The following is a 14,391-nucleotide window of genomic DNA, read 5'->3' as shown; positions in this document are numbered from 1 at the left end:
CGGCCGGAGGGAGATGTCGCGTAAGCGACAAAAGGAGGATGCCTGTCGAGCGAATGCGAGACTGAGAGGGCATACCAATAAAAAACAGCCCCGCCGCCGTTACCCGGCAACGGGGCTGTCAGTCGCATTGTGTCAGAGACCGCGCTTTCCAAAGAGCTGATTACTCAGCGTCGTTGTTCAGCAGAGCCTTCATGGACAGGCTGATGCGCTTCTTGTCGAAGTCGACATCCAGCAGCTTCACATCGACCATATCGCCGACTTTCAGTGCGTCAGAGACCTTCTCAACGCGATCATTGCTGATCTCGCTGATGTGAACCAGACCGTCAACACCCGGCAGGATGCGGACGAAAGCACCAAACTTGGTCAGAGAAACGACCGGAGCGTGGAAAGTGCTGCCGATGGGATAGTTGTTCTTCAGCTGCTCCCAGGGGTTGTCCTCAGCCTTCTTGTAGCCCAGAGAGACCTTGTGGTTCTCGGTGTCGATATCTTTCACATACACCTCGATGGTGTCGCCCACAGAGACGACCTCAGAGGGATGCTTGATGCGGTTCCAGCTCAGCTCGCTGATGTGGCACAGGCCATCCACACCGCCGATATCGACGAATGCACCGTAAGAGGTCAGGCTCTTGACAACGCCAGTGTAGGTCTTGCCGACCTCGACGTTTGCCCAGAACTCTTCCCGCTTAGCCTTGTTCTGCTCAGCGGTGACCTTGTTGATGCTGCCGACGATCTTACGGCCAGAGCACTCGGTGACGACCAGCTGGACATGCTGGCCGACCAGAGCAGTGTAGTCCTCGTCGCGGCGCATAGTGGCCTGAGAACGGGGGACGAACACCTTGACGCCCTTGACGTTGACGACAACGCCGCCCTTGTTGAACTCGGTAACGTCGCCCTCGACGACCTCACCGGACTCAGCTGCCTTAGCGATCTCTTCCATGCCCTTGCGAGATGCGAGCTTCTTGCGGGAGAGCTGGATGACGCCGTCCTGATCCATAACCTTCTCGACGATGAGGTCCAGCTCATCGCCAACCTTCACCAGTCTTCGACCTTGGCGGAGGAATCATCGGTCAGCTCGCTCAGCTTGACAAAGCCGGTCTGCTTCGCTCCGATATCCACCTGGATCTCGTTGGCAGAGATGCTGGTCACGATTCCTTTCACAATACTGCCTGCATGAACCCGCTTTTCCTCGGATGCGTTCAGCATCTCCTCGAAGCTCATGCTGTCATTGATTTCTGCGCTCATACTGTTAAGTACCTCCTCAATAATAGACGATGGCGTTGAAGCCCCGGCTGTGACGCCCGCCGTTTTTACATCCACAAACCATTCAGGCCGAAGTTCGCTCGCTGTCTCGACCGTTACGGCTCGCGTGTGTTTTGCGGCGACCTGTACCAGCTTTTGGGTATTGGAAGAATGATGACCGCCAATGACAACAATGATGTCGCATTGCTGGCTGAGGTCTTCCGCTTCCTGTTGCCTCGCCCACGTCGCATTACATATTGTATCAAAAATTCGGGCGTTTGTATAGGCTTTTTTGAGAAACTCCGAACTTTCTTGCCATTTTGTTACCTGAAATGTGGTCTGTGCAACCGCAAAAATGGGCTTTTGGGGGTCCGAGGGGCCTTTCCAGGCCTTTAATTCGTCCAGATCGCTGAAGACAAATACCTCCCCCCGGGTATGTCCCACAATGCCCTGCACCTCCGGGTGGGCGGCGTCGCCGGCCACCAGGAGCACCGCGCCCTCGGCTTCGGCCCTGGCGGCAATGTTCTGGATCTTCTTCACAAAGGGGCAGGTGGCGTCGTGGTACACGATGCCGCGCTGCTCCAGCGTATCGTAAATGGTGCGGGGCACGCCGTGGCTCCGGATGATGACCTCGTACCCGGTGGGGATGTCCTCCACGGTGTCGGCCACCAGCGCGCCCCGGCGCTTCATGTCGTCCACCGCCTGGGGGTTGTGGATGAGCGGGCCCAGGGTGGCCACCTTGTGGCCCTCGTTCAGCAGGCCGTAGGTCAGCTCCACGGCGCGGTTGACGCCGAAGCAGAAGCCCGCTGTTTTGGCTAAACGAATCTCCATGTTCTCTCCTTTACAGTTTCTCCCATGCGTCCAGAAGCGCCTGCTTGTTGGCGCGGAGCTTCTTCATATCGCGGCGGCTCTCCATGGCAAACCGGGCGGCGGGCATCGGCTCGCCGTACACCACCCGCACCTTGCAGAACAGCTTCATTTTCCCGTCCGGCGTCTCGTAGTGGATGCGCACCGGCACCACGTCCACAGCAGCCGCTGCCGCAATGACGAACAGGCCGCTCTTTGGCTGCAGGAACGTTCCGTCTTTCTCACGGGTGCTCCGGGAAGATGAGCAGGCTCTCACCGTTCTGGCAACGGGCCACCGTCTCGTCAATGACGGCCGCCTCTTCCTTGGTGCCGCGCACACACATGGCACCGGCACAGCGGAAGAACCAGCTCAGGAACGCATTGATCTCAAACAGCTCTTTTTTGGCAAACACGATCATCCGCCTGCCCCAGAACCGGGTGATGATGACAAAGACCGGGTCAATGGCGGAGATGTGGTTGGGGGCCAGAATGTACCCCCTGGTCCGAATTTTTTTCAGGTTGTCCCGGCCCTCCGCGCGGACACGGAACCCGACGTGGAACACGATCCATGCCAGCGGGAGCAAGATATAATATAGTACCATCCTGTCTCCTTAACCGACTTTCCGGGCGATAATCTGCTTCATGGCGTCCAGGCTCTGCTCAAAGTTGAGCTCGGAGGTATCCAACAGCACGGCGTCTTCCGCCTGCTTGAGGGGAGCCGCCGCGCGGTGGGTATCCTGATAATCCCGCTGCTTCACATCTTCCAGCACTTCTTCGTAGGTGTTGGGCATCCCCTTGGCCTGATACTCTTTCCAGCGGCGGGTGGCACGGGCCTCCGGGCTGGCGGTGAGGAAAATTTTCACGGTCGCGTCCGGCAGCACCACGGTGCCGATATCCCGGCCGTCCATCAGGACGTTCTGGGTCTTTGCCATGTTCCGCTGGGTATCCAGCAGGTAGGCCCGGACTGCGGGGTTGGCCCCCACGGCAGAGGCGGCCATTCCGGCCTCCTCGGTGCGGATGGCGGTGCTCACATCCTCCTCGCCCAGGTAGATGTGCTGTTCCCCGTCCAGGGTCGCCAGCCGGAGGGAGATCTCCGGCAGCAGGGCGTTGACCGCCTCGTTGTCCTTGGGGTCCTTGCCTGCCCGCAGGGCGTACAGGCCGATGGTGCGGAACATGGCACCGGTGTCCACATAAATATAGCCCAGCTCGGCCGCCAGACGGCGTGCCAGCGTGGATTTGCCTGCCCCGGCAGGCCCGTCGATTGCAACTGATACCATAACATTTATCTCCTTACTATTATAATCAGGGTAAGACCTCTCCGTCATCTCGCTTTGCTCGATGCCACCTCTCCTGGCAGGAGAGGCAAGTTCAGCAGCTTCGTCTCGATGAAGTTTTCGGCTTTGATGCCGTCCCCTTGGCTCTCCTTTGCAGGAGAGCTGCTGAGCGCAGCGAAGCTGAGAGGTTTGGCAAGCAGAGGCGCTCTTTATTCCAGATGATTTGCAAAACTCTGTGCCGTGCAGAACGCGATCTGCAGGTTGTAGCCGCCCGTGTAGGCGTCCACATCCAGCACCTCGCCTGCAAAGTAGAGGCCCTGCGCCTTTTTGCTCTGCATGGTCTTGGGGTCTACCTCCCGTACCGAAACTCCGCCCGCCGTGATGACGGCATGGGCTAAATCGCCCCGGGCGTCAATGGGCACTCCCCAGTGCTTGCACAACTGCACCAGCTCCCGCTTCTGCTCCCGGGTGATCTGGTTCGCCTTGGTAGCCGGGTCGATGCCCCAGCGGGCCACCATGACCGGCTGCATACTGGACGGCAGCAGCTTGACCAGCGCCCCCTGCGCCGCATGGTTTGCCAGCAGTGCAAAATCCCGGGTGATGCGGTCATAGAGCTGCTCCTCGCTCAGGGCAGGTTTCAGGTCGATCTCCGCCTTGTAGGTATGCTTTTTCATGTCCCCCAGATGGCTGGAAGCACTGAGGGTCAGCGGCCCGCTGATGCCAAAGTGGGTGAACAGCATCTCGCCCTGCTCGGTAAAAATGGCCTTGTTGTCTTCCAACAGGGTCAGGTTGACGTTTTTCAGGGCCAGGCCCATCATCTTTTTGCAGTCCGGGTCGTGGCTGACCAGGCTCACCAGACTGGGCACCGGGTCCACGATGGTGTGGCCCGCCTGCCGGGCCAGTTTGTAGCCGTCGCCCGTGGAGCCCGTGGTGGGGTAGCTCAGGCCGCCGGTGGCCACCAGCACGGCATCCGCCTTGTACTCCCTGCCCGAGGTGCCCCGCACGCCTACACAGCGGTACGCCGGGCCGGGCTTTTTCTTTTTGGGGTGGCGCGGGTTCTCCGGGCAGCCGGGGCAGCCTCCTCCGCCGGGGCCAGCGGCTCCAGCAGCAGCTTTTGGGCCCCGTCCTCGATGAGAACGGCTCCCTCCGCGTACCGGAGCAATGCCTGCCGGATCTCTTCCGCCTTGTCGGATACCGGGAACACCCGGCGGCCGCGCTCCACTTTCAGCTCCACACCCAGCTCCTCAAACAGCTCCATCGTCTTTGCCGGCGGGAACGCCCCTAAAGACGAGTACAGAAAACGGGGGTTGGTGCGCACATGGTGCAGGAACTCCTCAGCGGTGCAGTCGTTGGTCACGTTGCAGCGGCCCTTTCCCGTGACCAGGATCTTCTGAGCGGGCTTTTCCTTATGTTCCAGCACCGTAACGGTGTGGCCCTGCCGCACGGCCGCACCGGCCGCCATCAGGCCCGCCGCGCCCGCTCCGATCACCAACACATTTGCCATCCAGCAATTCCTCCCACAAAACCTGATATTTCTATTGTATCATACCAGAATCGTCCTCCAAAAGCAATGTGCCCGGCGGCTGAAATTGCAGGAAAAGCGGGCGGCATTTCCTCTGCTCCACGCAAAAAAGCACCCCGGCGGGCGTTTTCCCGCCGGAGTGCCGTGTTCTGTTTTACTGCATCACCTTGGCCGGGTCAAGGTATTTTTCGCCCTGTTTCACTTCCAGGTGGATGTGGCTGTCCTCGGCGCACTCGCAGCTCACACTGCCCACGGTGCCAAGGGCCTGCCCGGCCGTCACGGTATCCCCGGCTTTCACTTTCAGGTCGGCCACACCGCTGATCCGCCAGAGCCGCCCGGAAGCGTCCTCAATGGCCACGGTAGGGCCCCAGCTGCCGTCCGCGCCCGCCAGTGTCACCTTGCCTTCCACCGGGGCCGAAACTTTTTCGCCCTTGGCGGCGGCATAGTCAATGCCGTTGTGGGTGCGCCAGTCGCCCAGCGTCTTGTTGTAGACCAGCTCATCCCCGCTGTACGCGTTTAAGATACGCCCCGAGACTGGCCGCGTGGAGGCAGGTGCCGCTGAGCTGCTGGCAGGTGCGGATTCGGTTTGCAGCGCGGAGGGCTCGTGCACCCCAGCAGAACCAGATGACGCCCCAGAAGAGCCACCAGCCCCACCGGAGGGCGCGGTGCTGGAAGAAGCTTTGGGCACATTGGCCACAGAGTTTGCGGCGGGGGCGGTGGGTTGCTGCCATTCGGTCGAATCCTCCTCATCCGGTGTTGTCAGGTCAAGCCCCTCGTCGATGCCGGGGGCAGTGCGGGCACTGCTGGCCGGATCACGCAGGCCGTCCAGATTTTTCTGCAGTTCCCCGCGGACGGTCTGCACGGCCCAGACGCCGGCGGCCGCTGCCGCCAGCAGGCAGGCGGCCAGCACCAGCGCAAAGCCCTTGCCCTGCAAGAGTTTTCGGATCTGTTCCATCGTTTGTTACTCCCATCCATGTTTGTGTACGGTTTGTTCTGGTGGTAGTGTGCGATGGTTGGCGGACGTTTATACATAAAAATATCCGCCATCGCGGCGCGATGACGGATATTTTTGTTTGCGTTTGAATCAGTTGCGGCGGCGGTTGTTGCCCAGCAGGCGGACGACATACAGGAAGATGTTGATGAAGTCCAAGTACAGGGTCAGAGCACCGTAGATGGAAGCTTTCTCCGCCAGCTCCGGGTCGCCTGCATAGTAGGCATACATCTGCTGGAGCTTCTGGGTATCATAGGCGGTCAGGAGCATGAACAGCACCAGACCAATGCCGCAGTAGAGCACCGAGCTGCCAAAGCCGAAGCCGAACAGCATCCCGATCAGGCTGGTAACGATAAGGGCTACCAGACCCATCATCAGGCGGGCCCCAGCCGGTGAGATCTTTATGGGTGGTGGTACCGTAGACGGCCATCAGACCAAAGTAAACGGCGGTAGCAGGAACGCCATGACCAGCGTGCCCACCGAGAAAGCGACAAAATAATAGCTCAGCACCATGCCGTTGAGCAGTGCATACCCGAAGAACGTGGCCCGGGCCGCGTCCACTGACATGTTCTGTACCCGGGAGCTCAGCACAAATACCAATGCCAGCTCCGCAATGGTGAGTACAAGATACAGCGAATCCACCAGATAGATCAGCGGGGTGGTGGCCGTGATATACGCCATGGCGAACGTGATGAGCAGTCCGCTGGCCATCCAGCGGTAGGTGCGGGTCATATAGTCCGATGCATTCATCGAGGGCTCCGCATAGCCGCGGTCATAGTTGTTATAATCCATTGTGGAATCCTCCAGTCTTTTGCCGGGGCGGGCACTGCCGCCTTGCTCCGGTTTCTGTTTTATAGTATACTGCATAGAAATGAACGTTTCATGAAAAAGGCTGTGATATTTGATGTCTCTTGGGCTTTACCTGCATATCCCCTACTGTTTTTCCAAATGCCGCTACTGCGATTTCTATTCCGCCCCCGGCCAGCGGGGTGTACCGCCAGAGTATCCCGACGCGCTGCTGCGGGAGCTGCACCGGTTTGCGCCGGATGCGCCTCTCCGGCCCGATACCATTTATTTTGGCGGCGGCACCCCCAGTTTACTCACACCCGAGGATGTTTCCCGCCTCATAGACGCTGCCCAGCCCCTGCCCGGGGCGGAGATCACCCTGGAAGCCAACCCGGAGACTGTCACCGAAGAAACACTGCGCGGCTTCCGGGCCGCGGGCGTCAACCGCGTCTCGTTCGGGGTGCAGTCGGCCCGGGACAGCCAGCTCAAAACGCTGGGCCGCCCCCACACGGCCAAACAGGCCCGGGCGGCGTTCGCGGCGGCCCAGCGGGCAGGCTTTACCAACATCAGCGGGGACATCATGCTGGCACTGCCCCACTATACGCAGGCCGAGTTTGATGAGACACTGGAGCTCATCGAGGGCGGCGGGGCCACCCACATCTCCGCCTACCTGTTAAAGATCGAACCGGACTCCGCCTTTGGCCGCAAGCCGCCGGAGGGCCTGCCCACTTCCGACGAGGCCGCTGATTTTTACCTCTACGCCGTGGAGCAGCTGGAACACCACGGCTACCAGCAATACGAAATTTCCAACTTTGCCCGCCCGGGCTATGAGGGGAAGCACAACCTCATCTACTGGGACTGCGGGGATTACCTTGGCCTCGGCCCAGCGGCCCACTCCTGCATGGGCGGCAAGCGTTTCTACTACCCGCCTGATACGGATGCCTTTTTACACGATACCGCTGCCCCGGTGCTGGACGGCAGCTGCGGCGCGGAGGATTATCTCATTTTGCAGCTCCGCCTCCGCAAGGGGTTGAATCTGGAAGCTTACAAAAACCTCTACGGCAAGGAGTTCTCCACAGCACAACTTGCCTTCGTGCAAAACTGCGTCAAAGCCGGGTACGCCAATTTTGATGGCAAGACCCTGGCCCTGACCCCCGCCGGGCTCATCGTGCAGAACACCATTCTGGCGGAGCTCTTATAATCTTATCAAGAACAGCCCCCGCAGACTTGCCGTAGGTCCGCGGGGGGCTTTCATTCCGCCAATTGGATCACCGGCCAGCCCAACGCCGCGATGGCGTCCCGGTCATGGGTGGCGAGGAGGACATTTTTGCCGCCGCCTCGCTCCCGGATGAGCGCGGCGGCTTTTTGCAGGGTCTCCGGATCCATCCCTGTGAACGGCTCGTCCAGCAGCAGGGTGTCGCTGGGGGCCAGCAGCGCCCGCAGGAGAGCCACCCGGTGCTTCTGGCCGCCCGAGAGCTTTCGGGCAGGCAGGACAAGGGCCGTCGAATCCAATCCAAGTTGTTGAAAACAGATTTTAATTTGCTCTTTGTATTGTGTTTCCAGTCCCGGAAGCACCAGTGCCACGTTCTGGACGGCATTCAGCTGAGGGCAGAGGCGGTCTTCCTGAAAGACGGCGCTCACCCGCCCCACCCCCTGCACACTGCCGGAGGTAGGCGTTTCCAGCCCCATGAGGACGCGCAGGAGGGTGGTTTTGCCCCAGCCGCTGGGGGCCCAGAGGACGGCAGGCTCCTCCACTGTAAGATTCAGGTCTTCAAAGAGCGTTTTCTCTCCAAAGCGTTTTGTCAGGTGCAAAATTTCCAGTTTGTTATACTGCATCATACCGCCTCCTCGCCCAGTACCCGGGCCACCGCCTTGTCCAGCAGGGCCAGAAACAGTTTTTCAAAGGCCGCGCTCAGGACGATGATGACGAATGTCCAGGCAAACAGCTCCCCGGTGGAAAGGGTGATTTTGGCCCGGTAGAGGGCGTCACCGATGCTGCCGTCCGGCAGGCCGATGACTTCCGCCGCCACGCCGCTCTTCCAGCAGATGCCCAGCGCCACGCTGCACCCCTGCCGGAACGCGGGCAGCACCGCCGGGAGCCAGATGGCTTTCACCCGCCGCCCCAGCGGCAGGCGGAACACCCGGGCCATTTCCAGCAGCTGCGGGTCGGCACTTTCCAGCCCGGTGCGCACCGCGCCGTACAGCACGGGCAGCACCATTAAAAAACTGATGAGGATGGAGAGGCTTTTGCCGCTGACCCACACCAGCGCCAGAATGATAAAGCTTGCCACCGGCGTGGCCTTGACCAGCTGCATCACCGGGGCCAGCATGGCGTCCACCCAGAGCCAGCGCTCCGCCGCCACAGCCAACAGCACACTGCACACCCCGCCCAGCACAAAGCCCAGCAGAATGTGCCCGGCGCTGAACGCTACCCGCTGCCAGAACTCTGCCTGGGGCAGCAGCTGCACCAGCGTGCCAAAGGCCTGCAGCGGCGACACCAGAAACACCTCCTGCCCGATGGCCATGGCAGCCCCCTGCCACACCGCCAGCCAGAACACCACCGCCGCCAGCCAGAGGCGGCGTTTTTTTGTCTGTTTCATATTGCTTCCTTTCTGTTCATTCCAAATCCTTTTTCAAGATATCATATCATCTGATAGAATACAAGCTTTCATCTTTTCTTTTCTTGACATGAGCGCTTTTGTACACTAAACTGAAAGTCAGAAACCCACACCGGGCTGTCCTGCCCGGCAGAAAGGACGATGCTTCATGCAAACCAACACCCTCCGCGGCAAAAAACTGCTGCTGATCGGGTTTACCCTGTTTTCCATGTTTTTCGGAGCAGGCAACCTGATCTTTCCGCCCTATCTGGGGGCACAGGCAGGCACCCGCCTCTGGCTGGCCTTTGCCGGGTTTGCCGTCAGCGCCATCGGCCTGCCCATTGCAGGCGTGGTGGCCGTAGCCCGGGCCGGGGGGCTGCCCCAGCTGGCCGAGCGGGTGCACCCCCGGTTTGCGCAGGTCTTCTCCATTCTGGTATATCTTTCCATCGGGCCCTGCCTGGCCATTCCCCGCACCGCCAGCACCTCGTTTGCCATGCTCACTCCGCTGGTGGGGGAAGCCTCGTGGCTCCAATGGGCCTACTCCGCCCTCTTCTTTGCGGCAGCATACTGGATCGCGCTCCATCCGGAACGGCTCACCCAGCGGCTGGGCCGGGTGCTCTGCCCGGCCCTGCTGGCCCTCATCCTGCTGCTGTTTGCCGGGTGTCTGTTCCGCCCGGCGGCGGCAGGCTACGGCACCCCGGCAGCGGCTTACGCTGCCCTGCCCGCAGCGCAGGGCATCCTGGACGGCTACCAGACCATGGACACCCTGGCCGGACTCAACTTCGGCTTCGTCATCGCCTGAACATCCAGGCGCTGGGCATCACAGACCCCCGGGAGGTGGAACAGGGCACCATCCGGGCCGGGTTCGTGGCCGCCGGGCTCCTCGGCCTTGTCTATGCCATGCTCACCCACATCGGCGGCATTGCCGGGGCGGCTTTCCCCGGCTGCGAGACGGGCGCTGAGACCCTGACCCGGCTGGCCGATTCCCTCTTTGGCCGGGTGGGGCAGGTGCTGCTGGGGGCCATCTTTGTCATCGCCTGCTTCAACACCTGCGTGGGGCTCATCTCCAGCGTCGGCGAATATTTCCACCAGCTGCTCCCCAGGCTCTCCTATCCGGCCTGGGCCGCGTTCTTCGCCCTGACCAGTATGCTCTTCTCCAACATCGGGCTGGCAGGGATCCTCAGGCTGTCCGTTCCCGTCCTCAACGCCATCTACCCGACGGCCATCGTCCTCATCTTCCTGTCGTTCCTGCCCGGGCGGTTCCAGCGCTGCAGTGTTTACAGCTGGGCCATTGGGCTGGCGGCCTTGCAGAGCATCCCCGCCGCCCTGCCGCTGGGCCCGGTGGCTGCACTGGCCAACAGCCTGCCGCTGGGTGCCCTCGGTTTCGGCTGGCTGCTTCCGGCTGCGGTTGGTATGGGAATCGGCTTCCTGAAAAAGTCCTGAAAAAAGCTGCCGCACGGCACTGTGCGGCAGCTTTTTTATTAAACCAACTACTTACTGGAACAGCTTCTTCACTTTGTGCTGCACCTGCTGGGTCGTCGTGGGCTTGACCCAGTAGAAGTTGTTGTCCGGCAGCTTGCCGCCCACGGCCGCGGGGGAGGCATCGTAGAGCACCTGCAGGTAAGCGGAAATGTCTTTCTTCATCTCCTCGCCGCGGCGGTAGACGATGTTGCACTTGGGCAGAGCCTTTTTGGCGATGGCAGCCTTGGCCACCACACCGATCTCTTCACAGAGGGCGGCGGTGCCGTCGATGTCGGTGTTGGCGGCGTTGACGCTCTTCTCATAGTCATTCAGGAACGCCTGCACCACGTCGGGGTGATCCTCGGCGTAAGCGGTGCGGACCACCGTGACGCCGGTGATGAGCTGGGTATCACAGACCTTGTTCCACTCCTTGGTCAGGTCGAGGACCACACGGAGCTCACTGTCTTTCATCTGGGCAGCGGTGACATAGGGCTGGGGCAGCACGGCGATGGCGTCTTTCTTGGTGGCGGCCATCTGAGCGGTGACCTCAGAGGCCTCGCTGTAGTATTCGATCTTCACGTCCTTATCGGGGTCCAGGCCGTTCTTGGTGAGCAGGTAACGCAGGACGTACTCCGGCGTGGTGCCCTTGCCCGTGGAGAGGATGGTGCGGCCTTTCAGGTCTGCAAAGCTGTGGACGGTGTCACCCTTTTCCACCACATACAGCACGCCCAGCGTGTTGACGGCCAGCACCTGGATGCCGCCGTTGGTCTTCTGGTAGAGGGTTGCCGCCAGGTTGGCCGGGATGGCCGCCATGTCCAGATTCCCCTTGATGAGCTTTGGCACGATCTCATCGGCCGCGCCATAGAGCTGCAGGTCGTAATCCATGGCGGCGGTGCCGTTCTTCTCCATGGAGAGCAGATTGACCAGACCCATGGTGGTGGGGCCTTTCAGGCCCGCGATGCGGAGGGTCTTGGCCGACAGCGTTTTTGCCGAGGCCCCGCAGGCCAGCAGGCTGACCAGCATGACCACCGACAGCAGCAGAGATGTCAGTTTTTTCATCATCAGAAACTTCCTCACTTTCTATTTTTGCCCTTGCGAGAAATAAAATTTGCAAAAACATTTGCTTTACGGGCTCAAGTTTACTATAATGAAAGAAAAAATACCGTTGCGCACGCAACGGAATTGCAGATGGGCGGTGAGGGCCCGGGTCAAACCTCACGGAATGGATATGGAAAATTACCTGCCGCTGTTACAAACCACTTCACTCTTTGCCGGGCTGGAACAGCCTGCCCTGCGGATGCTCCTGCGGGATCTGTGCGCCGTGGTGCGCAGTTATGGCCGGGGCGAAACGCTGGTGCAGGCCGGGTACTCCAACCGCCGGGTAGGGGTGGTGCTCTCGGGCACCATTCAGGCCTACCGTCCCGCGCCGGGGGGCACCCACCTGCCCATCACCCACATGGAGGCAGGGGGCGTCTTTGGCGATGTGCTGGGCGGCTCCAGCCTGGCCAGCCCGGTAACGGTGGTGGCCGAGTGCCCCTGCGAGGTACTGCTGCTCCCCTATGACCGGCTGCTCCAGCCCGGCAGCGACCCCGCCCGCCAGCAGGTGCTGCAAAATCTGGTACGGACCATCAGCGATAAATATTTCCTGCTCTCCCGCCGGGTGGACCTGCTCATTTTAAAGAGCCTGCGGGCCAAGGTGTGCGCCTACCTCCTCAGTGAGGCCGAGTATCACCACAGCATGACCTTTACCATCCCCTACTCCCGCATCCAACTGGCGGATTACCTCAACTGTGACCGCAGCGCCCTCTCCCGGGAGCTGAGCCTCATGCAGCGGGACGGCTTGTTGGAGACCTACCGCAGCAGCTTTAAAATTATGGATGCGGAAGCATTGAGAGGGATGGTGTTGTAACAATGTCCAAGCCGATACTCTGGATCGTGATCCCCTGCTACAACGAGGAGCAGGTGCTGCCCATCACGGCCCCGATGTTTTTACAGAAGATTCACGACCTGGCCGCCCAGGGGCTGGTCAGCGACCAAAGCCGGGTGCTGTTTGTCAACGACGGCTCCCGGGATAAGACATGGGAGCTCATCACCGGGTTTGCAAAAGAGGATGAGCATTTCATCGGTATCTCTCAGAGCCGGAACCGCGGCCACCAGAACGCCGTGCTGGCCGGTTTGATGGAAGCCCTGCACAGCGGCAGCTGCGATATCACCATCTCCATCGACTGCGACGGCCAGGACGACATCAACGCCATGGATGAAATGGTGCGCAAGTATCTGGAGGGTGCCGAGGTGGTATACGGCGTGCGGAGCCGCCGGGACACAGACACATTTTTCAAGCGCTTTACTGCCGAGGGATTCTATCACCTGATGAACGCCCTGGGGGCCGACATCGTCTTCAACCACGCCGACTACCGGCTCATCAGCACCCGGGTTCTGGAAAGCTTTGCCGACTACCGGGAAGTCAACATCTTCCTGCGGGGCATGGTGCCGCTGGTGGGTTTTCCCAGCGAGGTAGTCACCTACGAGCGGCATGAGCGGCTGGCCGGTGACAGCCACTATCCCCTGAGCAAGATGCTGGCCCTTGCGTTCGACGGCATCACCAGCCTGAGCAACAAACCCATCCGGCTCATCACCGGAGCCGGTATCGTGGTCAGCCTGATCAGCTTTATCGGGGTGATCTGGGCCATCGTGCAGGCCGTCCGGGGCAGCGTGGTGGCCGGCTGGGCCTCCACCGTTTGCATCGTCTGCTTCATGGGCGGTGTCCAGCTCATCTGCCTGGGCGTCATCGGCGAATATATCGGCAAAATTTATATGGAAACCAAGGCCCGGCCCCGCTATATCATCAGCGAGCGCACCTGGGCCCCCTACGAAAGGAAGTACCACGGATGAGCAAACAGAGCTGGAAAGGCAGCACCCTTTTGAACCCGGAACCGCCCGTTCTGGTATCCTGCGGCGGACTGGAAACCCCCAACCTCATCACCATCGGCTGGACAGGCACCATCTGCACCCAGCCCAGCATGGTGTCCATCAGCGTCCGCCCCGAGCGGTTCAGCCACCATCTGATCAAAGAGATCGGGCAGTTTGCCATCAACCTGCCCACCGAGAGCCTTGTCCGAGCCGTGGACTGGTGCGGCGTCAAGAGCGGCCGGGAGCTAGACAAGTTTGCTGCCTGCGGCCTCCACGCCGCGCCGGGCTCTGTGCTGACGGACTGCCCCATTTTAGAGGAAAGCCCGCTGAATCTTGAGTGCAAGGTGACGCAGGTCATCCCGCTGGGCAGCCATGATCTGTTTTTGGCGCAGGTCGTCGCCTGTGATGTGGACGAGAGCCTGCTGGACGAGAGCGGAAAGCTCTGCCTCGACAAAGCCAAACTGATCGTCTACAGCCACGGCGAGTATCTGGCCCTGGGCAAAAAGCTGGGAACATTCGGCTACAGTGTCCGGAAGAAAAAGCCCCGGCGAAAATAAAGTGCATCCAATAACAGCCCACTGGGCTGTTGTTTACGGTGCTTCGCACCGCCGCCCTGTTCGAATCCACCCGCTACGATCCCCTTGATCTGTTTCTACAAAACAGAAACTCCAGCACCCGGTTCGGATACTGGAGTTCTTGGTGGGCGCGGGTGGATTGCGCGAGCCGCGCATCTAAAAAAGCCCCTCAGGGGCTTTTTTGCCGCCG

13 protein-coding genes and 3 pseudogenes are annotated in these 14,391 nt (G+C 60.6%); 5 read left to right on the top strand and 11 right to left on the bottom strand.

Going from position 1 to position 14,391, the window contains the following annotated elements:
* Positions 1 to 160 precede the first annotated feature (160 nt).
* The 8 genes and pseudogenes from DXA70_RS14920 to DXA70_RS12920 form a co-directional block, all read right to left on the bottom strand.
* Entirely contained in the window at positions 161 to 1,036 is an 876-nt protein-coding gene (locus tag DXA70_RS14920) for a S1 RNA-binding domain-containing protein (protein WP_243001409.1), read from the bottom strand.
* Positions 1,033 to 2,070, bottom strand: a complete 1,038-nt coding sequence (ispH, locus tag DXA70_RS14915; RefSeq protein WP_243001408.1) for a 4-hydroxy-3-methylbut-2-enyl diphosphate reductase — start codon at positions 2,068 to 2,070, stop codon at positions 1,033 to 1,035. Before ispH ends, DXA70_RS14920 begins: the two co-directional genes overlap by 4 nt.
* Before the next feature lie 10 nt (positions 2,071 to 2,080).
* Complete coding sequence (locus tag DXA70_RS14910) at positions 2,081 to 2,362, bottom strand: hypothetical protein (RefSeq protein WP_243001407.1); 282 nt, start codon at positions 2,360 to 2,362, stop codon at positions 2,081 to 2,083.
* Positions 2,328 to 2,687 carry a lysophospholipid acyltransferase family protein gene (locus DXA70_RS14905; RefSeq protein WP_243001406.1) on the bottom strand — a complete coding sequence of 120 codons (360 nt, stop codon included), beginning with the start codon at positions 2,685 to 2,687 and terminating at the stop codon, positions 2,328 to 2,330. The genes DXA70_RS14910 and DXA70_RS14905 overlap by 35 nt, the downstream gene beginning before the upstream one ends.
* Positions 2,688 to 2,696: 9 nt before the next feature.
* Positions 2,697 to 3,362 (bottom strand): (d)CMP kinase, encoded by a 666-nt coding sequence (gene cmk, locus DXA70_RS12935; RefSeq protein ID WP_128118705.1) that lies wholly within the window; start codon positions 3,360 to 3,362, stop codon positions 2,697 to 2,699.
* 206 nt (positions 3,363 to 3,568) lie between these two features.
* Positions 3,569 to 4,863 (bottom strand): annotated as a pseudogene (locus DXA70_RS12930) (NAD(P)/FAD-dependent oxidoreductase).
* A gap of 172 nt (positions 4,864 to 5,035) precedes the next feature.
* Positions 5,036 to 5,836, bottom strand: a complete 801-nt coding sequence (locus DXA70_RS12925) for a M23 family metallopeptidase (protein WP_128118704.1) — start codon at positions 5,834 to 5,836, stop codon at positions 5,036 to 5,038.
* A 129-nt stretch (positions 5,837 to 5,965) separates the two neighbouring features.
* Positions 5,966 to 6,604, bottom strand: a pseudogene (locus DXA70_RS12920) (Bax inhibitor-1/YccA family protein).
* Between the two features lie 172 nt (positions 6,605 to 6,776).
* Between DXA70_RS12920 and hemW the strand changes: the two are divergent.
* Positions 6,777 to 7,859 (top strand): radical SAM family heme chaperone HemW, encoded by a 1,083-nt coding sequence (gene hemW / locus DXA70_RS12915; RefSeq protein ID WP_128118703.1) that lies wholly within the window; start codon positions 6,777 to 6,779, stop codon positions 7,857 to 7,859.
* Between the two features lie 50 nt (positions 7,860 to 7,909).
* Here the strand turns inward: hemW and DXA70_RS12910 are convergent, their stop codons facing one another.
* The gene (locus tag DXA70_RS12910) at positions 7,910 to 8,497 is read right to left on the bottom strand and encodes an ATP-binding cassette domain-containing protein (RefSeq protein ID WP_243001405.1); all 588 of its coding nucleotides are present in this window, start codon (positions 8,495 to 8,497) and stop codon (positions 7,910 to 7,912) included.
* Positions 8,494 to 9,258: an ABC transporter permease subunit gene (locus DXA70_RS12905; protein WP_128118702.1), complete on the bottom strand. Its 765-nt coding sequence runs from the start codon at positions 9,256 to 9,258 to the stop codon at positions 8,494 to 8,496. The genes DXA70_RS12910 and DXA70_RS12905 overlap by 4 nt, the downstream gene beginning before the upstream one ends.
* Positions 9,259 to 9,424: 166 nt before the next feature.
* Here DXA70_RS12905 and brnQ point away from each other — a divergent pair.
* A pseudogene (gene brnQ, locus DXA70_RS12900) lies at positions 9,425 to 10,698 on the top strand (branched-chain amino acid transport system II carrier protein).
* Positions 10,699 to 10,749: 51 nt separating this feature from the next.
* On the opposite strand, the gene DXA70_RS12895 reads toward brnQ, so the two are convergent.
* Positions 10,750 to 11,775 carry an ABC transporter substrate-binding protein gene (locus DXA70_RS12895; RefSeq protein ID WP_128118706.1) on the bottom strand — a complete coding sequence of 342 codons (1,026 nt, stop codon included), beginning with the start codon at positions 11,773 to 11,775 and terminating at the stop codon, positions 10,750 to 10,752.
* Between the two features lie 169 nt (positions 11,776 to 11,944).
* On the opposite strand from DXA70_RS12895, the gene DXA70_RS12890 reads away from it, so the two are divergent.
* From DXA70_RS12890 to DXA70_RS12880, 3 genes are read left to right on the top strand one after another with little or no spacing between them, the layout of a single operon-like run.
* A complete protein-coding gene (locus DXA70_RS12890; RefSeq protein ID WP_128118701.1) occupies positions 11,945 to 12,625 on the top strand; it encodes a Crp/Fnr family transcriptional regulator in 681 nt (226 codons plus the stop codon).
* Positions 12,626 to 12,627: 2 nt separating this feature from the next.
* Positions 12,628 to 13,608 carry a glycosyltransferase family 2 protein gene (locus DXA70_RS12885; RefSeq protein ID WP_128118700.1) on the top strand — a complete coding sequence of 327 codons (981 nt, stop codon included), beginning with the start codon at positions 12,628 to 12,630 and terminating at the stop codon, positions 13,606 to 13,608.
* Positions 13,605 to 14,183, top strand: coding sequence for a flavin reductase family protein (locus DXA70_RS12880; RefSeq protein ID WP_128118699.1), 579 nt, complete (start codon positions 13,605 to 13,607; stop codon positions 14,181 to 14,183). The genes DXA70_RS12885 and DXA70_RS12880 overlap by 4 nt, the downstream gene beginning before the upstream one ends.
* The last annotated feature ends 208 nt before the right edge of the window (positions 14,184 to 14,391 follow it).

Source organism: Faecalibacterium sp. OF04-11AC (genome assembly GCF_003460645.1).
GTDB lineage: Bacteria > Bacillota > Clostridia > Oscillospirales > Ruminococcaceae > Faecalibacterium > Faecalibacterium prausnitzii_I.
Note: the sequence above shows the minus strand (reverse complement) of the source record. Positions and strands in the feature narration are given on the sequence as shown.

Coding starts and splice junctions, on each gene's coding strand:
- DXA70_RS12890 (WP_128118701.1), top strand. CDS start 11,945: ATGGAAAATTACCTGCCGCTGTTACAAACCACTTCACTCTTTGCCGGG.
- hemW (WP_128118703.1), top strand. CDS start 6,777: ATGTCTCTTGGGCTTTACCTGCATATCCCCTACTGTTTTTCCAAATGC.
- DXA70_RS12885 (WP_128118700.1), top strand. CDS start 12,628: ATGTCCAAGCCGATACTCTGGATCGTGATCCCCTGCTACAACGAGGAG.
- DXA70_RS12925 (WP_128118704.1), bottom strand. CDS start 5,836: ATGGAACAGATCCGAAAACTCTTGCAGGGCAAGGGCTTTGCGCTGGTG.
- DXA70_RS12910 (WP_243001405.1), bottom strand. CDS start 8,497: ATGATGCAGTATAACAAACTGGAAATTTTGCACCTGACAAAACGCTTT.
- cmk (WP_128118705.1), bottom strand. CDS start 3,362: ATGGTATCAGTTGCAATCGACGGGCCTGCCGGGGCAGGCAAATCCACG.
- DXA70_RS12895 (WP_128118706.1), bottom strand. CDS start 11,775: ATGAAAAAACTGACATCTCTGCTGCTGTCGGTGGTCATGCTGGTCAGC.
- ispH (WP_243001408.1), bottom strand. CDS start 2,070: ATGGAGATTCGTTTAGCCAAAACAGCGGGCTTCTGCTTCGGCGTCAAC.
- DXA70_RS12905 (WP_128118702.1), bottom strand. CDS start 9,258: ATGAAACAGACAAAAAAACGCCGCCTCTGGCTGGCGGCGGTGGTGTTC.
- DXA70_RS12880 (WP_128118699.1), top strand. CDS start 13,605: ATGAGCAAACAGAGCTGGAAAGGCAGCACCCTTTTGAACCCGGAACCG.
- DXA70_RS14905 (WP_243001406.1), bottom strand. CDS start 2,687: ATGGTACTATATTATATCTTGCTCCCGCTGGCATGGATCGTGTTCCAC.